The following is a 22,124-nucleotide window of genomic DNA, read 5'->3' as shown; positions in this document are numbered from 1 at the left end:
CCACAATCCTCAAACAGTCACAAATCCGCACTACATGCTACTTTGCTCATGTTTGTCGGGTCATATTATAAATCGGCTAACTAAATCTAACCTTAATACCAGGAAAGGCTACAGGTCATCACATGAATAACACACGTCAGATTCAGGCAATTGATAACGTAATAAATAAAGAAATATCGCTTAATCACATATCAGGCGCAAATATTATGATATCCAAAGGCGGACAAATCCTTTTCCAGGGAAGCTACGGCCTTGCTGATATTGAAAATAATATTCCCATGAAAGAAGATACCATCTTCCGCATGTTCTCAATGTCCAAGATGATAACTTCAGTATGCGCCATGATCCTTATGGAACGCGGCAGGATAGACCTCTTTGATCCTGTCAGCAAGTACCTTCCGGGCTTTAAGAACCAGAAAGTATGGACTAGAAAAGGACAGGAAGTTGAAGATGTCCACAGAGAGATGATCTTAAAAGACCTCCTCAATATGACAAGTGGTCTTACATATCCTGAAGAAAACAACTATCCTACATCCTGCTCCACTGCTCTTTTTAATGAAATGGACAGTGAACATTCCAAGGGAAAACGCATTGGAACTGTGGAATTTGCAAACAGGATCGGAGAACTTCCTCTTGAGTTTCAGCCAGGAAAGCGCTGGAGATACGGAACCAGTGCTGACGTAATGGGAGCTGTTGTAGAAGTTGCATCAGGTAAGCGCTTTGGCCAGTTCATAGAAGATGAGATAACAAGACCTCTTCACATGCATGACACAGGATTTTATGTTCCTGAGGAAAAGATAGGCCGACTTGCCCAGAAATACAGATTCTTTGCTGATGGAGAGCTTGCTCAGCCAACTTCCGTTATAGATTCTGTCAGCGGTAAAGTTAAGATCAAAGATGTAACAGGAAAACTTGTCATTGAAAAGGGCCCGCACCTTGCAATGGAAGATACTATAACTAAAGCTCCAGCCTTCGAATCAGGTGGCGCAGGAATAGTATCTACAATTGGCGACTTCAGAAACTTCGGTCAGATGCTACTAAATGGCGGAACCGCATCAGATGGAACAAGGATTCTGGGAAAAGAGACTGTTCGCTTCATGAGAACCAACCAGCTTACACCTGAGCAGATAAAGACTACTGAATGGGACAGCCTTCAGGGATACGGCTACGGCAACTTTAACCGCGTGCTCCTTGATCCTGCTGCCTACCAGACCAATGCTCCGGTTGGAGAATTTGGATGGGACGGATGGCTCGGAACATATATGACACTGGATCCATCCAACGACTTTATGTTCCAGTATTTTATTCAGCTTGCAGATGCAGGATCAATGGGACCCACAAGGCTTTTGAGGCAGATTGCGTATGGGATGATCTAAGCGGTGCCCGGTAGATGCCCCTGATATAATCCTCGAGCTACCTTGCCACTCGTCGTAGGGACTGTGGCAGTTCGCGCATTAATTGAAGAAGGCGGTAAGGGGCTTTACGATTGGAATATACGATGCCCCTGAACACTCTTCGTACGGATTACGCTCGAGGATTATATCAGGGGCATCTACCGAATCTACGTTATCGTATTCATAATATCAAAGCTTATTTAGCTTATTCTTTAAAGCCATTAAACATTGGTTCTGAAGGATCTATTTTAAAAGTAAGCGCTTTGCCTGTAACAGGGTGTTTGAAGGTTAGTTTATAACTGCACAGAGCTATTGCTTTATCTGAAAGCATTTCTTTGTCTGAAATCTCTTTAGCGCCGTATCTTGTGTCGCCTACTATAGGGCATCTGAGGTAGGACATGGTTGCTCTTATCTGGTGGAAGCGGCCGGTTATGAGGTGGACTTCGATAAGAGAAGTGTCATTTTTGGAGCTAATTAGTTTATATTCGAGCTTAGAAACTTTTTTGTCTTCAGGATTACCTAATGTCTTAAGATCATCTGTGTTAATTCCTGTTACTATCTGTGCATTACCATCTGTCTTTTTTATGATCTCATCTTCTATATAGATATTTCCATCTTCAGATATCTTCTTGCTGATATGATCCTTGGTTTCATCGGGAGTGCCTTGAACCAGGGCGTAATAATATTTTTCTATCTTATTATCTGTGACCTGCTTTGAAAGATTTGCGGCAGATTCTTTATCTTTGGCCATGACAAGGATGCCTTCAACGGGTTGGTCCAGTCTGTGAATGAGGCCTACATAGGGCTCGCCTGTTAGTCTTACTTTATTCTTTCTTGCCTGCCTGACAAGGTGAGTCTTTACAAGAGAGACCATGTCTTTACTGCGAAGGTCCGCTGACTGCGTCGCGATTCCTGCGGGCTTATGGCACACTATAATATTGTCATCTTCATATATTATTTCCATACAAAAAACATCTCCTTTAATCCATACGTTAATTATAACCCATCCAAATGCTATAATGGATGTATGACTGTTTGTCACTTAATTACTTCTCTATCTCATTAAAAGTCAAAAGTTTCTATACGTGTGGGGGCCTACATTGTGAAAGTCTTAAAGAACGAGCTTTTCGATGAATTCAAATGCCTCGCGGGGGAGTGTCCTGAGACCTGCTGCTATGGCTGGCGCATAATAGTTGATGATGAAACTAAAGAACGGATTATGGAAAAAGATGGTATCTGGGGGAAGTGTCTCAGGTTATGTCTTTCAGGTCCTGACAAGAATTTCTTCAACTATGACAGCGGCAGTTGTCTGTTTCATGGGATAAGTGGTCTTTGCAATATCCAGAAAAAACTTGGAACCGAATATATGCCGGAAATCTGCCGTAAGTATCCTCGTGAAGTCAGGGACTATGGCTCTTTTGCTACCAAAAATCTCGATCTGTCATGTATATGTGTAAGTAAGATGCTGCTTGAGAGGGATGAGCGACCTGCGCTTATAGAATGCGATGAAGAAAGCGGACGAGATCGGCATGGTAGCAATGATGACCCGCAGTTTGAAGAGATCGTTCTTGATTCGCAAAAAGAACTTATTAAGATCTTACAGGTTAAGCCGCAGCTACTCTTTGATCCTGTGACTATGGACAGGATACTGCACGGACTCTTGGCATACTGCCAGTTTGCTCAGGAGACAGTTCTTGAGCACAAAGATATGAAGCTTACCAAAGACGATGGAAGGCCTTCATATTTCTATGAACTTTGCAAGAGTGATGACATGCCTGATGCAGGAAGGTCTTATTTCCCACTTCCTATCATGGCTCTTAACAGGCTCATCAACACACAGTTCGACCTTCAGGATTCAAGGCCTTTTTCCATGATCAACAGAACTATCGAATGGTATCATCATAAGTTTGATCTAAAGACAGAGATTGAAGGTCAGAAGGTCTGGACCAGGATGGTTACAGATTTTATCAGGGAAGATCCTTCGCGAATGGAAGCCTTACTTCGGTATCTCCAGTATGATATTCAGCAGTGCTATAGCGAGATATACGAAAACTATAGTTTTGTTCATTTTGCTGTAGCTGCTATCATGCATGTAAATATGTTCCTGTTCCTGATGGTCAACTATAACCGGAGAAAAAAATTAACGCCCCTTGCCATGGCAAAGCTTCTGTCCGCTTACGAACGCGCAGCCTGCCACAACCTAGGGTTATCTAAGGACATGTATGCTATAGTATGTGACTATCTTCCAGTACAAACGCTTGAATTTAGTACATAAAATAATCAACCTGAATTCGCACATAAAAAATAGCCTCCTGCCTGGAAGGTTCCCGCGGATGGTAATTGATAAATGATTTTTTTGTCTTTGAAAATTATATTAAATTCAAGAGCTTGATAGATGGAATAATATATTTTGTTTGGGATCCACCTGTCTGAGCGAAGCGAGTTTGGATCCCGAAATATATTATTCCAGATATCATGCCTTGAATTATATATAATTTTCATGACAAGAAAAGCATTTATCAATTACCATCCTCGGGAATCTTCCGGGCAGGAGGCTATTTTTTATGTGCGAATTCTATTATCTATTAGTCCAGATGCTCCATCATGTACTCTACAAGCTTAGCGCAGTCTTTTGCTGCTTTTGCCTCGAATACAGGATATTCAACCTCTGCAGATCCATCAGCCTTATCAGAGATAGCTCTGATGATAACGAATGGAATGTTGTTAAGGTATGAAGCCTGCGCTATTGCAGCGCCTTCCATCTCTGTGCAGAGTGCTCCAAACTGCTCAAGGGGCTTTTTGGATACGTCGCCGCCGATGAACTGATCTCCGCTTATAACTCTTCCTTCGAAGATTCCAAGTTCAGGATCTGCTGCCTGAATTGCCTCTTTAGCCTTATTTCTAAGCCACTCGTCAGCAACAAATTCAAGTCTTCCCATCTGAGGAACTTCGCCTTTTTTATAACCAAAGATCGTAGCATCTACGTCGTGGTAACAAGCGTCTGTAGAAAGAACTATATCTCCGATATTGATCTTGGCATCCATAGATCCCGCAACACCTGTATTGATGATGTGTGTTACATGGAACTCATCTGCAAGGATCTGAACGCAGATACCTGCGTTAACTTTGGCAATACCGCTCTTAACTACAACTACATTTGTAGATCCGATCTTACCTTCGAAAAAGTCCATGGACGCACGGCTAAGAGTTCTTTCAATAGTCATGTCTTTTTTCAAAGTTGCAACTTCAACGTCCATAGCTCCAATGATACCGATTTTGTAAGCCATTTATATCCTCCTGCTCTTCTTAATTTTCAATAGTCCGGATAATATATTTGTTCGCCCATTGATAAGCTTTATAATTATCTGGATTAGCTGGACAAATTGAAAGGTAGCCCAAGATCATATATTTAATCTATGGGCTACTTATCTTTACTCCGGATATACGAGTCTGTCTTCCTTGATATTATAAAGCGCATTGTCAAGGTATCTCTTTGCAAGGAAGTTAGCCATTGGAAGGTTCTGATCAAGGTAGTTACCGCAGTCTTTTGCAGCAGCTCCAGGAATCTCGCCATCGTAATCTTTAATGAACTCGAACATTCTTGTTACAAGAGGAGCGATCTCTTTGCTTGTAAGGTCGCCTGCAACAAGGAGGTAAAAACCTGTTCTGCATCCCATAGGTCCAAAGTAGATGATTCTATCCTTGTACTCAGGGTCGTTTCTTAAAAATGTTGCGCCAAGGTGCTCAATTGTGTGCATCTCTGCTGTATTCATAACAGGCTCTCTGTTAGGCGCTGTCATTCTAAGATCGAATGTTGTAATTGTCTCTGCTCCAACCTTATCCTGTCTTGAAACGTATACACCAGGCATAAGATCCAAATGGTTAACTGTAAAACTTGCTATTTTTTCCATTTCTTTTCTCCACTTTCTTTATTTTTTGTATTTTTAATCCTTAAACCAATTCATCTCACTATTAGGTTACAGTGTAGCAGATTTCCTAAATATTTTGAAGTGATAATTGAGTTGACATGCCATAAGGATTCAAGCTAACATTATTTCTAGGTAGGAGTGGCGCCGTAGGGCGCAGCGCAGCGGAAAGGCGGGCAAAACTTTTTCGTGGATAGGCGCATGGAAGAGACAGCGCAGTGGCTTTTTTGATGGCAAAAAAGCACCCGCGATCTGTCTCTTTCACATTAATAGATAAAACAAGGGGTTCTCTATATATGACATTAAAAGAGCTGTGTAAAGCGCTTTCAATTTCAGAAGCAACAGGAAAAAACTGGCTTAGACTAGGCAAGATATCTCCAGATACCATGCACAATAGCAAAGCCTCTTTTTCTAAAAAATACGTTGATTCTCTGATCGATGATATTGCTTCAGGCAAGATTCAGGCACTAAACAGCCGCCGAAACAAGAAATATGTATCCGGTTCTTTTTTCTATAACTCCTATGTTCCCAAGGATTCAGACTGCCTTCCGAAGGTCAGGGCGATTTCAGAATATTTAGAAGAAAACAAAGTGTCACTTTCCAAAGAGGAAGTTTGCTATTTGCTGGCTTATTATGCCGGGCAGCTTTTCGAAAGTAATGGCAATCATTCCGGAATATGTAATCTTTTTGATGATAGTCCAGATGATTTTGGTAAAAATAATCTCTTTGAAAATAGTTCAGATGATTTTGGTATAGATAATCTCTTTGAAAATAGTTCAGATGATTTTGGTATAAATAATCTCTTTGAAAATAGTTCAGATGATTCTCGTGATAATAACTACTTTAATAATGACACCTGTAAAACAGGTATAGTTACACTAATCAGAGACCTTTCAAATTCGCATCTTGAAAGCAAGCTGCAAGCCTCTTTTAAAAAAGGGATAGAACCAACTTCATCATCTTTTAAATCCAGTATTTTAAAGATGAAAAACTGCCACCCGGAGCTCTTTGCCCATACATTTATATACGAGCCGGGAACGGATACTCTCGGCCTTATCTATATGTCATTAAGAGATCTTGGAAGCAGGAAGAATGCAGGCTCATATTATACGCCTACAGAGATAGTGAGAAAATCTATCGATAACCTTGATATTGATAAGGCTCCTGTAAAAAAGAGCAGTCGCATAAATGTCCTTGACCCTTGCTGCGGAAGCGGTAACTTCCTTATTCAAATGCCAGACACTTTGCAGGCCTCCAATATATATGGCTGCGATATAGATCCAATCTGCGTCTGCATAACAAGGATCAATCTTGCGCTTAAGTACGGAGCTTCCAGTATTCCTTTCATCAGAAAGAACATAAGATGCGCCAACTTCCTAAAGACAGAGCTCACCGACATTTTTGACGATCCATCTTTTTCCCCTTCCTATATAATAGGTAATCCTCCATGGGGATATGACTTTTCTGACGAGGAAAAAGAACTGTTTAGAAATGAATACACTACTGCAAAAGGAAGATCTGTAGAATCCTATGACCTGTTTACTGAAAAAGGTATCAGCTGCCTTGATAACGGCGGACACCTTTCCTTTGTATTGCCCGAAGCTGCTCTATCAGTAAGCATCCATAAGCCGCTTAGAAAGATAATCATCTCTTCCTGCAACATAACGTATCTTGCTTATCTTGGTAATGTATTCCACAAAGTTGCCTGTCCATCTGTTATCCTGCAACTGACCAAAACGGGTCAAAAGCTTGATACGCGCAATATGGTAGTTGAAAACCTGATAACACCTTCCAGGCCAAGCAACTCTACAATAAATACGAACAGGAAAGTTTCAGCAGAAAAGCTCAGTTTTTACACAAGCGATGAAGAATATTCTATCCTTGAGACTATGTCTTCTTTAAAAGAAAGCGTCACCTTGAAGGGTAATGCTATGTTTGCCCTTGGAATAGTTACCGGTAATAACGATAAGTATATTATTGATAAATCAGAGCTCAAAAACGAACATTCTTCCATTGGTGAACAAGACATTAATAAGTACATAGAAAATAAATCATTAAATAACAGATTATATAGTAGTCAAAATCATAAAGAATCTTCATATAACAGATCGCATGATATTCAAGATAATAGTTTGGTGCAAAGCAACTATGAAATAGTCTTAAAAGGAAGCGACATATCAAAGTACCACATATCAAAACCAGACAGATTTATAGACTTTAAGCCAGAATCATTCCAACAGGTGGCAAAAACCGAAATCTACAGAGCAAAAGAAAAACTCTTTTACCGCTTCATCAATAACGAACTGACATTCGCATATGATAATGAAGGATTAGTCTCCCTTAACAGCTGCAATATCCTAATCCCTCAGATCCCTGGGCTTGATATTAAATATGTAATGGCGATTCTTAACTCATCACCTGCTCAGTTCTACTTCAGAAAGAGCTTCAACTCAGTTAAGGTCTTAAGGTCCCACCTTGAACAGATTCCGATTCCTATTGTTTCGGAAGAAGCACAGAAAGAAATTGTCGGTATGGTAGATACACTCATAAGTAGCGCCCTATCACTATCGGAAACCAATCCTGAGATTTCAAGCTCTGATATCATGTTTCTACCTATATATAGAAAACTGGATCTGAAGATTGCCTCAGCTTACGGCTTAACAGATTCGCAGTACAAACTCATTCATGATAAAATGTTATAGATTTCTGTTTTTAAATCAACACTTATACTTCCCGGTTGCGAAGGGGAGGATGGTAGGTGATGCCGGAAGATTCCACTGAAATAATCCTCGAGCGTTATCCGTACGAGGAGTGTCCAGGGGCATCGTATGCTCCTTCGTAAAAAAACTTACCGCCTTCATCCACTGAAGCGCGAACTGCCACAGCCCCTACGACGAGTGGCAAGGTAGCTCGAGGATTATTTCAGCGGAATCTTCCGGCATCACCTACCATCCTCCCCACCCCACCGGAAAATCATAAACTTACACGAGGTATTTATGGATAATTTTACTCAAGAAAATATTACTCAAGAAACTGTTATTATTCCTGACGAGGTCAAAGTAAAAGAAGGACGATATAATTACACCATTGTAGCTTTAGGCATGTTTGTTTTTGGTATAGTCTCTATCTTTTTCCAATACGTTCTTTCCTATATCTTACGCGCAGTAGCAGTCTCACATCCACAGATAAGATACGCAACATGGCTCGATTATATCTTCGTCCTGATTCCCATGTATGTGTTCGCTTTCCCCATCTGCTCACTTGTTTTCAAGGTTGCACCAAAAGCTCCTGAGAGAAGTGAGAAGATTAAAAAGTCTACCCTTATAGCTTATTTTGTAATGATGATTCCTTTGACGCTTTTACTGAACCTTTTCAGTATAAAGCTTGCAGATGTTCTGTCTGACGGTACTGCAACCAATCCGATCAACGAGATGATCACAGAGGTTAACTTCTGGCAGGTTGCTACAGTCGTTATTCTGGCACCTATTGTCGAAGAGCTCATATTCAGAAAGTTCCTTATCGACAGAACAAGACAGTTTGGCGAAAAGCTTGCTATATTCTTCTCAGCCTTCTGCTTTGGACTCTTCCACATGAATATCTTTCAGATGCTTTATGCCTTTGCGATGGGTCTTTTGCTTGCTTATATCTACACACGTTCAGGCCGCATCAAGTATACTATTTGCATACATATGTTCTTTAACTTCTGCGGTTCTGTAGTTCCGCTTACAGTTTTAAAACTTGTTCCTGACGTAGCTCTTGAAGCACTTGGAACAAGCGAATACGTTAATGTAGTTGCTAATCTTACTCCAAGCCAGACTCTGGGGCTTATGATATACCTTTTATATATTCTCCTTGAGGTGGGTCTTTTCATTGCAGGAATAATAATCCTGATCGTTTTTCTTGTTAAGAAAAAGTTCTACACACAGCCTGCTACTATGGAGCTTCCTAAGAACAAAAGATTTTCAACAGCCTTTTTAACTATTGGCTTTCTATTCTTCCTTGCATATTGTCTTTACGGTACAATAGTTAATTTTATAGCATAAAAGGCACACATCACTGGTCAGTTTATTTTCATAAGAATCTACCATCTGCCTAACATGCATTTTTCTGTTCAATAAATTGAGGTTTAGTGTTATATGAAACATATCCGCAACAGTTCAGATAAATCAGCTCTTGATAAACTATTGGTAGAGGCGTCCGAACAAAAGGATGCTTCTACTACAAATGCAAATCATTCTAAAAAAAGACGCCACAAGAAAAAGAAAAAAACAGGAACTCCTGAACAGATCCAGGAAAAAGAGCGTTTCGGCAAAGCCGTATCCTATATAGAAAGAATGGATCCTTCTGATGTGATCATGAAGGATGAAGAGCTGTTAGAAGCTCTTACTCTTGAGCTCGAGACCTATTTCAAAACTCAGAAAGTTACTTATTTCAAGTCAGAAGCACCTGTTAACAGCGATAACTATTCTGTATTCCTTGACCAGCTTGAAAAAAAGAGCATGAGCATCCTTTTAAACAGACATCTTAGAAATGCTCTCTACAACAAAATGGAAGATAAGATAATCGAGTCCTCCGAAGCTGTCAAAGCCTACATTGATTCATGTACAACGCCCAAGCAGACCCTTAGGATCAGAAAACTCATCAAGGCGCGTGTCTATAACCGTGTAATGGACCCCTGTTATAACCTCATCAGTTCCCCTTATAGCGTTAAAGATATAAGGAACTTTTTGTGGTACAATCCGCGCTACCATGATTTTGAAGAAGCAAAACGCGAAGAAGAATCTGCCGCAGAGCTTCTTACTGCAAATATATTAAAAGAAATACCCGACTACTATCCTGACCTTTATCCTGCTGCAAGAAGGATGAAAAGACACTTCATTCTCCATATAGGTCCCACAAACTCAGGTAAGACCTACGATTCCATTCAGGCTCTTGAAAGAGCTGCTGTTGGAATATACCTTGGTCCTCTTCGCCTTCTTGCTCACGAAGTATACGAAAAACTCACAGCAGACGGCGTTCCCTGCCGTATGAAAACAGGTGAAGAAGACATAGCTCCTGAAGTTCGTGATCACCAGGCATCTACAATCGAGATGCTGGACAGCGTCAAACACTACAACGTAGCTGTTATCGACGAGATTCAGATGATAGCTGACCGCCAGCGAGGACGTATGTGGACAGCTGCTATTCTTGGCGTATGCGCAGATGAAGTCCACCTTTGCGGCGCGCCTGAAGGTAAGGATATTGCCATTAAGCTTATCGAAGACTGCGGTGATACCTATGAAGTTATAACCCACGAAAGGGCTACAGAACTTGTTGTGGAAAAAGAGCATTTCTCTTTCCCTGACGATGTTCAGAGTAAGGATGCACTAATTGTTTTTTCCAAAAGAAATGTACTTGCATGTGCTGCTGAACTTCAGGGTATTGGCATATCCTGCAGTATCATCTACGGCGCTCTTCCATATGATGTGCGCAAAGAAGAAGTGCGCAAATTTACTGATGGCGAAACAAGCGTAGTTGTTGCAACGGACGCTATCGGAATGGGTATGAACCTTCCTATAAGAAGAGTTGTATTCCTTGAATCTGAGAAGTTCGACGGCATGACAAAGCGTCCTCTTCGCACAGAAGAGATCCTTCAGATAGGGGGACGAGCAGGAAGGCGCGGACTCTATGATATAGGATATGTTAACGCAGAGTTCCGTAAGAATCTTATAAGGAATGCCTTTAAGAGCGCACCGGATCCTATTGAAAAGGTGGCTCTTCCATTCCCGGAATCGCTCCTTGGACTTGATGGAAGCCTTTCAGATATTTTCACAAGGTGGGGTGCGATCCAGCAAAGTAATGATGCTTTTAATCAGACTGACCTGTCTGTTGAGATCAAGCTCTGCCGCTTCCTTGAGCAAAAGACGGATGACAAGGAGCTTATCTACAAGTTCATAACCATGCCTTTTGACGAGGATAACATTACTCTTTTCAGTATCTGGGAAGAGATGGCAGACTGCGAGATCGAGCATGAGATATTCGATTACAGGAGATTTATTCCTGAAATCTCTATGACTTCATATAGCGCTGAAGATCTGTCATTCCTCGAAGAAAATTATCAGGTGTGCGACCTTCTGTGCTACTATCTTAACCGCTTTGGACTTCCTGAAGAATATGAAGAAGTCAGCGAAGCAAGGTCCGAAATCGCAGTTAAGATAATGGAAGTATTGTCAAAGCAGGAACTTATTAAGAGAAAATGCAGAAGCTGCGGCAAACAGATCAAGTGGAACTCACCTTATAACATATGTTCTGAATGCTATGAAAAGCACATGAGAACTCCATTTTATGGTGGGTGGTGAAGCATCATTCTTTGCACAACCTTGGAATTAAAACTAATTTATTGATAATCTTACAATGAGGCTTTATCAATAATAAAAAATATTTATAAATAGTTAAATATTATTACAAAACTATCGTTGTATAATTTATCGTTATCGTTTATGATGGTTTTACGCTTTTTATTTTTCTACATATCCACAGTTGAGGTTAATATGGGTGAAAATAGTATTAAAGCATTAATGGTCTACTATTCATTTGAGGGGAATGTTGAATTTATAGCAAGCAAGGTCAAAAGCTTTCTTGACCTTGATCTTGAGCGCCTTATTCCGGATGTGGAACCGCCAAGAAAGGGACTTGGTAAGTTCCTTGCAGGAGGTCATTCTGCGCTCTTTAATAAGCTTCCGAATCTTGCTGCTCTCAAGCACAATATCAGCGACTATGATCAGTTTATTATAGCTTCCCCTGTATGGGCAGGAACCTATACTCCTGCTATCGGGGCTTTTCTTCGTGACAACAAGATCCAGGGTAAGCGTATATATCTTATCGCATCTTCTGCAAGCGGCAACGCTGAAAAAATGCTGCTTAAGCTTGAAGATGCTCTAAAGGGAAACAACGTTGTTGATACTCTCTCTTTGCAAAATCCATTAAAAGATCCTGACAGTGCTTCTACGCTTATACAGAACTTCTGTCACAGGATCCTTAATTAAGATAATTTTTTTAGACATAGCGAACGGCATCGATGGGGTAACATCGATGCCGTTCTTCGTTAGGGGTTAAGTGATTGGTGTTGTAACCATGACCAAGCTATAGTCAAGTCCAATGATGTCGTAAGAAGACGAAAGTATGCGATGCATAAGAAGTCATGTCTTCTCCCAAGATGTCTCAACTTTGATGTCTTGTCACAGGTTACATAGGGATGATATATGGTAAAATTCGGATCGGGTAAAATCCGAATGTATACCCGATTTCTGTAACAAGTATACTAATAGTATACTATTACATTTTCTTTAAAGAAAGTACTTTTTTAAAATTTTTTAATTGAATTCATAAACTTTATTTTTAAAATACTTTCTGTGTCGCTAGGTATTTCCTACGAGAACTATATTACAACATATGAAATAGTTTGTCTAGTAAATATTTCAAAATTGTTACAATTAATTTTTGATTTTTCCTGAAACCGCATAAATACGGGATTTCTTTTATTACAAAAAATTATAAATTTACATTTATTGTGGAAACCAGACGCTTTTTATTGGTTTTCAAATGTAATATTTTCATTTTATAAGTATTTTATTTTCATTTCACGGATTGTTCAGACCTATTAATTACCACATTTTTTCGAAAATGTTATACTAATATTATATGAAAGGATGGCTTTAGTATGCGTCTTAAAACAAAGCTTACAATAACTGCAATTACAATGGTTCTTATGCCGCTTCTTCTTATCACCATAGCTTTTCTTGTAATTGGCGGAATAATGAACGAGGGTAGTACCAGGAATCTGATCGCAGATAATACCAGATATATGAAGATAGCTGATAATATCTTTGAACAGCTAAGTACTGATACTACCCAGGATCCGGATATTCTTACTGACCAGGAATATCTTGATAAGATCAATGAACAACTCTCTAATGAAAACGGATATGTGGTCGTAAGACAGGGTAGTGATACTATTACTTATAATGGATCTATTAATGATAATAATAGCCTAACCTTAATTTTACCTGAATATGGTAGTAGTCATGATCAATTTAATGGATATTTATATAATGATGAAAAAAAGCTGATCCGCCAGTATGACTTCACTTTATCAGATGGAACGACAGGTTCATTGTTCCTTATCTTTACTGCCCAGACTCTTATAGCACCTGCATTTTTCAGCTATATGTTTTTTGCCATGTGCTTTATACTCCTTCTGACATCAATTATACTTACTGCATGGACCAGAAGCGGTATCTTTAAGCCGGTGGGTGAGCTCAACGTAGCTATGCAGAAGATCAAGGATGGGAACTTCGATTACAGACTCAATGATAATGCCGAAAAGGGCGAGATCGGTGAGATGTACCGTAACTACGAGGACATGAGACTTCGTCTTAAGGAATCCGCTCAGGAGAAGCTCGAACATGAACAGCAAAATAAAGAACTTATCCGTAACATCTCCCACGACCTGAAGACCCCTATCACTACTATAAGAGGTTATGCAGAAGGTCTGATGGAAGGCGTTGCCACAACTCCTGAGAAGCAGCAAAAATACCTCAAGACTATTTACAACAAGGCCATTGATATGAATAATCTTATCAATGAGCTAACCTTATATTCATCAATTGATAACAACCGAATTCCTTATAATTTCAGGAAGCTAAACGTTGGCGATTATTTTGGAGACTGCGTTGAAGAAGTCGGAATGGACATGGAAGGGCGCGGCATAAAGCTTAACTATTCTAATCTGACAGCACCTGATACAATAGTAATAGCAGATCCCGAACAGCTAAAACGTGTTATTAATAATATAGTTTCTAACTCGGTTAAATACATGGACAGAACTGACGGCAAGAGTCAGATAGATATAAGGATCCTTGACGAAGTAGATTCCATCAGGGTTGAGATTGAAGATAACGGACGCGGAATCGCGCCAAAGGATCTGGGAAGTATATTCGAACGTTTCTACAGAACCGATTCATCCCGCAATTCCAAGCACCAGGGAAGCGGTATCGGTCTTTCTATAGTAAAAAAGATAATAGAGGATCATGGCGGTTACATCTGGGCGACCAGCCATGAAGGCGAAGGTACGACAATGCATTTCGTACTGCGTAAGTACACAGAACCAGTAACAGGAGGAACATATGAGCAAAATACTGATAGTGGAAGATGAAGAAGCGATCGCTGATCTTGAAAAAGACTATTTAGAGCTTTCAGACTTTGAAGTTGAAATTGCAACAAGAGGAGATGTAGGTCTTCAGAAGGCACTTTCCGAGGATTATGATCTTGTGATACTCGATCTCATGCTTCCGGGCATGGACGGCTTTGAAGTATGCAAACACATCCGTGAAAAGAAGGACATGCCTATCCTTATGGTTTCCGCCAAGAAGGATGACATCGATAAGATAAGAGGTCTTGGTCTTGGCGCTGATGACTACATTACAAAGCCATTCTCTCCGTCTGAGCTTGTAGCGCGCGTTAAGGCTCACCTTTCAAGATATGACCGTCTTGTTGGATCAGGTACTGCCAAAAATGATGTCATTGAGATAAGAGGACTTAAGATCGACAAGACTGCCAGAAGAGTTTATATCGACGGTGAGGAAAAGAGCTTTACAACTAAGGAATTTGATCTTCTCACATTCCTCGCAGAGAATCCTAACCACGTATATACAAAAGAAGAGCTCTTCAGAAGAATCTGGAATATGGATTCAGTTGGAGATATCGCAACTGTAACTGTTCATATTAAGAAGATTCGTGAGAAAGTTGAGCTTGATACATCCAATCCTCAGTATATCGAAACAATCTGGGGCGTAGGATACAGATTCAAAGCATGATATGGACGATCATTTGATTGTGAAGAGTCTGGATGTTTTTATGATTCAGATATCCATAAAAGTTAATTGATTTCTACAATAATAAAGGGCTGATGCACTAATTATGATCTACGATCTCTTATTAGTGTATCAGCCCTTTGGCTGTTTTATTTACTTACTGCCTCTTCTATTAGAGACATGATACTCTGGATCGCATTCCTCTGTCCTGAGCCGGTCATCTTGGCCATATACTTATCTCTTTCTTCATAGATCTCGTGAATCTTTTCAACAAGTATATCTTCATCAAGATCTTCGCTAAGGATAACTTCTGAAAAGCCCTGCTGTTCAAAGGACTTTGCATTCAGTTCCTGATCTCCTCTTGAGTTCTTACTTGAAAGCGGGATGAGGAGGTTTGGTTTATGAAGGGCTAAGAGTTCACATATAGAGTTCGCACCTGCTCTTGATACCACTACGTCTGCAAGTGCAAAGAGGTCTTTAAGCTCAGCCTTAACATATTCAAACTGCTTGTAGCCGGGAACGTCGAGACGCATGTTGTCCATTTTTTCCTTGCCACAGATATGTACCACGTTGAAATACGGAAGGATCTTGGGAAGGGCTTCACGTACAACTTCGTTGACAGAAGCAGCGCCAAGGCTTCCTCCGATTACCATAAGAACCGGCTTATCATCTGTAAAACCGCAAAGCTCTTTTCCTGCCATGGCTTTACCTGTCATAAGCTCATCTCTTATAGGAGTTCCTGTAAGGACTGCCTTATCCTTCGGAAGGTAGTTCATGGTCTCCGGGAAGTTACAGCATATTTTCCTTGCAGAGTGTACGCAAAGCTTGTTGGCAAGGCCCGGGGTAAGGTCGGATTCATGAAGGATGCATGGGATCTTAAGTTTCGCTGCAGCATTAACTACAGGGACACTTACAAAACCTCCCTTGGAAAAAAGAACGTCGGGTCTTTCTGCCTTAAGAATCTTCCTTGCCTCAGCAAATCCTTTGATAACTCTGAACGGATCTGAGAAATTTTTGGCATCGAAATATCTGCGGAACTTGCCGGTAGATACTCCATAATACTTAATGCCGTAGTCAGCAATGAGCTTTTTCTCAATGCCATCATACGATCCTATGTAGATAACCTCATATCCCTTTTCCTTAAGATATGGTAAAAGAGCTATATTGGGCGTTACATGTCCTGCTGTTCCGCCACCTGTGAGTACTATTTTCTTAGCCAAAATACAACACCTCTGATTGTTATTATGCGTTAATTGCTGCTTTGAGAGCCTGTGCAAGCTGGTCAGGGCATGAAGTTGGTTTGAAGCCGCATCTGATTCCTTCAAGTCTTGCGATCGCATCGCTTGCTTTCATTCCCTCAACAAGCTTTGAGATACCCTGAAGATTGCCATTGCATCCGCCTGTGAATGAAACGGACTTTATGATGTCTCCATCAAGATCGAGATTTATCTGTGTTGAGCATGTGCCTTTAGTCTTATAAACTGTTTCCATAATCTGATTCTCCCTAAAACGAATCTGCAGACCGCCAAATCTGCAAATTTATGTATTATTGAATGTTTTTGCAATTTTTAATTGTAGCACATTAGTCTGCAATATGCGACCATGTTATATGGCAAAACCCCGCCGCATAAGCGACGGGGTTTTTGGATGATATATGGGATATATTACTTGAATCAAGGATTCAAGAAGGATATCAGCCTGCTACTACGAATACGAAGTATACGTTACCAGCAGCATCTTTTGCGAAGTGGCATCCGATAGCTCTGATTGAATTTGTACCGAATACATCTGCTGATGTGCTGTAAGCAGCCTGCATAACGATTGGTGCAAGCTCCTCATATGAATATCCTGTTACAACTGAAGCAGGAAGTCTGTTGCACCAGTAACCACCTACTGTATAGTTAAGACCATACTGAGCGAAAAGGTTGCTCATAGCGTTTGTAAGAGAATCGATGTTTCCACCAGCCATGTATGTGTTCATGATGTTTGTTGCGATAGAATCAAGGTTCTTGTCATGTGTTACAGCGCCAAGGCCCTGAGCAGCACGAAGTGTTGAAAGCTGGCCTGCTGCGAAATCATGATATGTTGTTGTAGCTGCAGGTGTAGTAGTTGTTGTAGTTGTCTTAACTGATGTTACTGCCTCACCAGCTGCTGCGTTAGCTGAAGGCTTACGACCTTCCTTCTGACCATATGTAAGGTAGTGGTTAAGAAGTAACTGAGCATCGTTACCGAATGCTGCTGCTACATCAGGATATGTCTGAGCATAGTATACTGGATCGAATTCTGCTGCGAATGAAGTAAGTGTTGTTACTGATCCAGCTCCTGCTACGATCATTACTGCTGCGCTGATTGCTGTTACTGCTTTGATAAGTTTTTTCTTTAACATTGTTTTCTCCTCCTAACGTTTTTAGCTAAAGAATTATTGTTTTGGTCAAACTCTTTTGACCGATTTATTGTTTTTTGGTAATCCCCAAGAACAACATAATCATTATATATATATTCGCAATCTTGACAAGTTATTTTTTGACGAAATGACATTTTTAACGGATGAATAACATATTGTTTCCATTTATATGAGGGTATGCTATAATTTCACTGTGATATTATTTTCACAAACAAAATTTTTAGGAAACAGTTTTTTCATTTAGAAGGAGGATTTCAATTATGTTAGTAAATGCAGCTGACATGCTTAAAAAAGCTAAAGCCGGACATTACGCAGTAGGCCACTTCAACATCAACAACCTTGAGTGGACTAAGGCTATTCTGCTTACAGCAAAAGAGCTCAGAAGCCCTGTTATTCTTGGTGTATCAGAAGGCGCCGGTAAATACATGGGTGGTTATCATGTTGTAGTAAACATGGTTAACGGACTTTTAAAGGATCTCGACATCGACGTTCCTGTAGCACTTCACCTTGACCACGGTTCATACGAAGGATGCTACAAGTGCATCGAGGCTGGTTTCTCATCAATCATGTTCGACGGATCACACTATCCGATCGCTGAGAACATCGAGAAGACTAAGGAACTGGTTAAGGCAGCTCACGACAGAGGCCTTTCAATCGAGGCTGAAGTTGGTGCTATCGGTGGAGAAGAAGATGGCGTAATCGGTAAGGGTGAGTGCGCTGATCCTAAGGAATGCAAGCAGATCGCTGATCTTGGCGTTGACTTCCTTGCAGCTGGTATCGGTAACATCCACGGCAAATATCCTGAAAACTGGGAAGGTCTTTCATTCGAGACTCTTGATTCTATCCAGCAGCTTACAGGCGAGCTTCCACTCGTTCTTCACGGCGGTACAGGTATCCCTGCAGAGATGGTTAAGAAGGCTATCACTCTTGGCGTTTCAAAGGTTAACGTTAACACAGAGTGCCAGCTTGCTTTCGCTGAAGCTACAAGAAAGTATGTAGAGGCTGGTAAGGACCTTGAAGGTAAGGGATTCGATCCTAGAAAACTTCTTGCTCCTGGCTTCGAAGCTATCAAGGCTACAGTTAAAGAGAAGATGGAAATGTTCGGTTCTGTTGGTAAGGCTGACGAATAATCCTTCTATACTGAATTTTAAGACCGGTCGCTATTATGCGGCCGGTTTTTTATTGTAGTTCTTATCAAACCAATTCTCTTTCATAAAACAAAAGACCTGAAGAATAGAAAAACTACTCTCCAGATCTTTTGAATCTTTTTATATACCTCTCATCATTACTGAGAATTCAACTTTTTTATCTACAGGAAGTTTGAACTCAGGGTGTGTAAGTGATCCCCATGTATTATCTCCTGCTATTCCAAGCTGTCCAAGGGACGCTCTTACAACTGTATAGTGGATAGGCGGAAGCTCATAGTGGTGAGCTGCATTCTCTATCTCGTGCGGTGTCCAAGGAAGCGCTGAGAAGCTCATTCCATCCGGAATCTCAGTAGCGATGAGAAGTCCTCTTCCTCTTTCGTCTGTTACAGAAGCAAATCTTACGCCTGCATGATTGCCTGATTCCTGAGGAAGTAGGTATGGTGCAAGCTGCGTTTCAGCTTTTCCTTCAAACATGGAAAGCTTTGCTCCCTGCATCTTGTCGGAATAAGTTTCTTCTGGTCCGTATCCGTACCACTTAAGGTTATGATAATCCGCATTCATCTTGAAGATGATACCAAACTCAGGCATGTCCTTAAGTCCCTCTACAGGATCATAAGAAAGTGTCATTCTGATACTTCCATCACCGTATACGTCATACACAAGGAAGCACTCACCCTCAGGGCTTGTCCAGAGCTTATAGTTGTACTTGATGCTTACATGATCATCGTGCTCTTTTACATCAAGCTCTGTTCCACCAAGGAAATGCTCATACTTGGTATAGATATCAACCTTTGGCATAAGGTACATGCTGGCGATCTTCCACTGGGCATAGCGGGCAGGTTCACCGTTACCATAGTCATTCTGAGTGGGTGCTCTCCAGAAGTTAGGCATAACCTTGGAATCCAGCATTTCTTTGCCCATATATTTATAGCTTGTAAGGCCTACTCCATCTGTAAAGAGAGCTTCGAAATGCTCTCCCTTAATGCCGATATTGCACATACCGTAAGTGATAGTGTATGGCTTATCCTTGGCAAAAGAGATATCGCTATCATTTCCAAATACCTTCTCCGGAATGATGATTCCGGATGTTTCGTCCTCTGTAGCATACTCAGGTCCGTTTTCAACGATAAATACATCTTCACCGAAAGCAACTTCGTGACCGGCCTCAGCGTATCTTGTGTCTTCCTTAAGGAGGAAAGATACGTTTATAACATATTCGCCTGTCTTGTTGCAGATCTCGCCATAGCCGATTTTCTCTTCAAGTGAAAGTCCGAACACTTCCTGCTCGCCCGGCTCAACTGATACGATGTAATCCTTCTGATACTCAGTCTTGCCATAGCTCTTAACGCAAACCCTCATCACATACTTATCTGTGTTTGTAAAAAGAGTTCTGTTTCTGACTGTAACAATGTCTTCATCCTCATCAACGATGACAGCAAATGGCTGGTAGTTATATTTTACGCTCTGCATCTTGGGTGAAGGCTTTCTCTCGTCGCCGCCAAATGCTATTCCGTTACCGCAAAAGTCACCGTCATTAGGTCTTTCACCAAAGTCTCCGCCGTAGCCCTGGAATTCATTGCCATAGCGGTCTTTTCTTATAATGGACTGATCTATATAATCCCAGATGAATCCGCCCTGATACAGAGGCTCTTCTTCTGTAAGGTCAGTATATTTGTACATTGCGCCGCAGGAATTACCCATAGCGTGAGTATATTCGCAGCAGATAAATGGCTTGTCACGGTGCTCCTTAAGGAAGTCTTTGATCTCTTCAACAGGAGGATACATGCGGGATTCCATATCTGATGTGTCATTGAATCTTCTGTCGTGGCAGATGCCTTCATAGTGGACAAGTCTTGTAGGATCTGTCTTTCTGAAGTAATTGGACAGCTCGAATATTACTCTGCCGCCGTATGCTTCGTTACCGCATGACCAGATGATAACGGACGGATGATTCTTGTCTCGCTCAAGCATAGATGTTCCGCGGTCAAGGAGCATGGAAAGCCAGTCAAGGTTATCATAAGGAACCATGTAGCTTTCAGGCTTTTTGCCACGTCCTGCTGCATCCCAGGTTCCGTGAGTTTCAAGATTGGTCTCGTCGATTACATAGATTCCGAATCTGTCACAGAGTTTGTACATGTAGCTGTTGTTAGGATAATGACTCATACGAAGAGCATTGATGTTGTTTCTCTTCATATTGATGATGTCAGTCTCCATGTCTTTTCTTGAAAGGGCACGACCTGTTCTTGCTGAGAATTCATGGCGATCTGTACCGTTGAATACGATACGTTTACCATTTAAATACATGATGTGATCATCACCCATGACGAATTCTCTGAAGCCGATTTCCTGAAGGATGGTTCCGCACTCTTCGCCGTTTTCATCATATAAGGTGATGATAAGGGCATAGAGATTAGGATCCTCTGCGCTCCAAAGATCAGGAGCATCCACGTTTAAAGATACTTCTGCTACATCTGTGCAGAGATTTCTCTTAGGATCTGTAAAGCCGACACCTTCAAATACCTTCTCATTTACTATCTTGCCTGTCCATGATACATTTTCAGAGCAAATCTCGTCGCCATCTGTTGTCTGTATGTTGAGGGCTTTGTCCCACTTTTCCTTAAAGAGCTGGAGAGTCATCTGGCCCTTGCCGCAGCCCTTAAGTGTAACTTTAAGTTCACCTTTCTGGTAATTATCTGAAAGGCTGGTAACTGCTTTAATATCGTAAACGTCTATTCCCTTTGTTCTTGTAAAAAGAGTTACATCCCTGAAGATTCCGGAAAATCTGAACATGTCCTGATCTTCCATCCAGCTTCCTGAGTTGTACTTAAATACCTGCACAGCAAGCTTGTTCTCGCCATCTTCCTTTGCATAAGGTGTAAGATCGAACTCCTTGGCATCAAAAGAAGAAGAGCTGTAGCCTACATACTCTCCGTTAAGCCAAAGGGCAAAAGCGCTCTCTACGCCGTCAAAACTGATATAAAGACCGTGCTCTGCAAATCCCTTAGGAAGTGTAAAGTACTTAACGTAGTTTCCAACAGGATGATCCTTAGTAGGGATCTTCGGAGGATCGATATCCTCGTGTCCATCCCATGGATATTGAACATTGACGTACTGAGGTACGCCGTATCCTTCGAGCTGCATATGTGCAGGCACACGAATATCTGCCCATGCGTGGCAGTCAACGTCTAAAGCTTCGAACCTCATTGGAAGCTCCAGAAGATTAGCTGAATATTTGAATTTCCAATTTCCGTTAAGAGATAATCTTAAAGAACTTTCCTCATCCCATGCTTCCTGAAGATTTCTGCATACGATGTGATCTGAGTGAGCCGGGAGACGGTTTTCTGCAAAATATCCCGGATCTTCTAGCTTTTCGTAACCAAAATTACCCATATTATACGTTT

The 22,124-nt window shown here is 41.0% G+C and carries 16 protein-coding genes; 9 read left to right on the top strand and 7 right to left on the bottom strand.

Annotated elements, in window-relative coordinates:
• Nucleotides 1-122 precede the first annotated feature (122 nt).
• Nucleotides 123-1,376, top strand: coding sequence for a serine hydrolase (locus tag WAA20_RS00340; protein WP_073388289.1), 1,254 nt, complete (start codon nt 123-125; stop codon nt 1,374-1,376).
• A 223-nt stretch (nt 1,377-1,599) separates the two neighbouring features.
• Here WAA20_RS00340 and WAA20_RS00335 read toward each other — a convergent pair whose 3' ends face one another.
• Nucleotides 1,600-2,358: an RluA family pseudouridine synthase gene (locus tag WAA20_RS00335; protein WP_073388291.1), complete on the bottom strand. Its 759-nt coding sequence runs from the start codon at nt 2,356-2,358 to the stop codon at nt 1,600-1,602.
• Nucleotides 2,359-2,496: 138 nt separating this feature from the next.
• On the opposite strand from WAA20_RS00335, the gene fliB reads away from it, so the two are divergent.
• Nucleotides 2,497-3,669 carry a flagellin lysine-N-methylase gene (gene fliB / locus WAA20_RS00330; protein WP_073388293.1) on the top strand — a complete coding sequence of 391 codons (1,173 nt, stop codon included), beginning with the start codon at nt 2,497-2,499 and terminating at the stop codon, nt 3,667-3,669.
• Between the two features lie 310 nt (nt 3,670-3,979).
• Here the strand turns inward: fliB and WAA20_RS00325 are convergent, their stop codons facing one another.
• Both WAA20_RS00325 and WAA20_RS00320 read right to left on the bottom strand, forming a co-directional pair.
• Nucleotides 3,980-4,681, bottom strand: a complete 702-nt coding sequence (locus WAA20_RS00325) for a 5'-methylthioadenosine/adenosylhomocysteine nucleosidase (RefSeq protein ID WP_073388294.1) — start codon at nt 4,679-4,681, stop codon at nt 3,980-3,982.
• A 144-nt stretch (nt 4,682-4,825) separates the two neighbouring features.
• On the bottom strand, nt 4,826-5,305 hold the full coding sequence (locus WAA20_RS00320) for an S-ribosylhomocysteine lyase (RefSeq protein ID WP_073388296.1): 480 nt from the start codon (nt 5,303-5,305) through the stop codon (nt 4,826-4,828).
• Nucleotides 5,306-5,616: 311 nt separating this feature from the next.
• Between WAA20_RS00320 and WAA20_RS00315 the strand changes: the two genes are divergently transcribed.
• The 6 genes from WAA20_RS00315 (at nt 5,617) to WAA20_RS00290 (ending at nt 15,174) form a co-directional block, all read left to right on the top strand.
• Nucleotides 5,617-8,022: a TaqI-like C-terminal specificity domain-containing protein gene (locus tag WAA20_RS00315; RefSeq protein WP_073388298.1), complete on the top strand. Its 2,406-nt coding sequence runs from the start codon at nt 5,617-5,619 to the stop codon at nt 8,020-8,022.
• 294 nt (nt 8,023-8,316) lie between these two features.
• Nucleotides 8,317-9,363, top strand: coding sequence for a type II CAAX endopeptidase family protein (locus WAA20_RS00310; RefSeq protein ID WP_073388300.1), 1,047 nt, complete (start codon nt 8,317-8,319; stop codon nt 9,361-9,363).
• A gap of 93 nt (nt 9,364-9,456) precedes the next feature.
• Nucleotides 9,457-11,658: a DEAD/DEAH box helicase gene (locus WAA20_RS00305; protein WP_081373859.1), complete on the top strand. Its 2,202-nt coding sequence runs from the start codon at nt 9,457-9,459 to the stop codon at nt 11,656-11,658.
• A gap of 192 nt (nt 11,659-11,850) precedes the next feature.
• Nucleotides 11,851-12,345: a hypothetical protein gene (locus tag WAA20_RS00300; protein ID WP_081373860.1), complete on the top strand. Its 495-nt coding sequence runs from the start codon at nt 11,851-11,853 to the stop codon at nt 12,343-12,345.
• Nucleotides 12,346-13,019: 674 nt separating this feature from the next.
• Nucleotides 13,020-14,513 carry a HAMP domain-containing sensor histidine kinase gene (locus tag WAA20_RS00295; RefSeq protein ID WP_073388303.1) on the top strand — a complete coding sequence of 498 codons (1,494 nt, stop codon included), beginning with the start codon at nt 13,020-13,022 and terminating at the stop codon, nt 14,511-14,513.
• Entirely contained in the window at nt 14,485-15,174 is a 690-nt protein-coding gene (locus WAA20_RS00290; RefSeq protein WP_073388305.1) for a response regulator transcription factor, read from the top strand. Before WAA20_RS00295 ends, WAA20_RS00290 begins: the two co-directional genes overlap by 29 nt.
• Nucleotides 15,175-15,320: 146 nt before the next feature.
• Here the strand turns inward: WAA20_RS00290 and WAA20_RS00285 are convergent, their stop codons facing one another.
• The 3 genes from WAA20_RS00285 to WAA20_RS00275 form a co-directional block, all read right to left on the bottom strand.
• Nucleotides 15,321-16,391: an undecaprenyldiphospho-muramoylpentapeptide beta-N-acetylglucosaminyltransferase gene (locus tag WAA20_RS00285; protein ID WP_073388307.1), complete on the bottom strand. Its 1,071-nt coding sequence runs from the start codon at nt 16,389-16,391 to the stop codon at nt 15,321-15,323.
• A 22-nt stretch (nt 16,392-16,413) separates the two neighbouring features.
• On the bottom strand, nt 16,414-16,662 hold the full coding sequence (locus WAA20_RS00280; protein ID WP_073388309.1) for a TIGR03905 family TSCPD domain-containing protein: 249 nt from the start codon (nt 16,660-16,662) through the stop codon (nt 16,414-16,416).
• A 202-nt stretch (nt 16,663-16,864) separates the two neighbouring features.
• Complete coding sequence (locus tag WAA20_RS00275) at nt 16,865-17,557, bottom strand: hypothetical protein (RefSeq protein WP_073388310.1); 693 nt, start codon at nt 17,555-17,557, stop codon at nt 16,865-16,867.
• Nucleotides 17,558-17,835: 278 nt separating this feature from the next.
• On the opposite strand from WAA20_RS00275, the gene fba reads away from it, so the two are divergent.
• A complete protein-coding gene (fba, locus tag WAA20_RS00270; protein ID WP_073388312.1) occupies nt 17,836-18,705 on the top strand; it encodes a class II fructose-1,6-bisphosphate aldolase in 870 nt (289 codons plus the stop codon).
• Nucleotides 18,706-18,843: 138 nt separating this feature from the next.
• On the opposite strand, the gene WAA20_RS00265 is transcribed toward fba, so the two are convergent.
• The gene (locus WAA20_RS00265) at nt 18,844-22,113 is read right to left on the bottom strand and encodes a glycoside hydrolase family 2 TIM barrel-domain containing protein (RefSeq protein WP_073388314.1); all 3,270 of its coding nucleotides are present in this window, start codon (nt 22,111-22,113) and stop codon (nt 18,844-18,846) included.
• Nucleotides 22,114-22,124: the final 11 nt, after the last annotated feature.

The organism is Butyrivibrio fibrisolvens (assembly GCF_037113525.1).
Classification (GTDB): domain Bacteria; phylum Bacillota; class Clostridia; order Lachnospirales; family Lachnospiraceae; genus Butyrivibrio; species Butyrivibrio fibrisolvens.
This window is presented reverse-complemented; position numbering and strand designations above follow the sequence as displayed.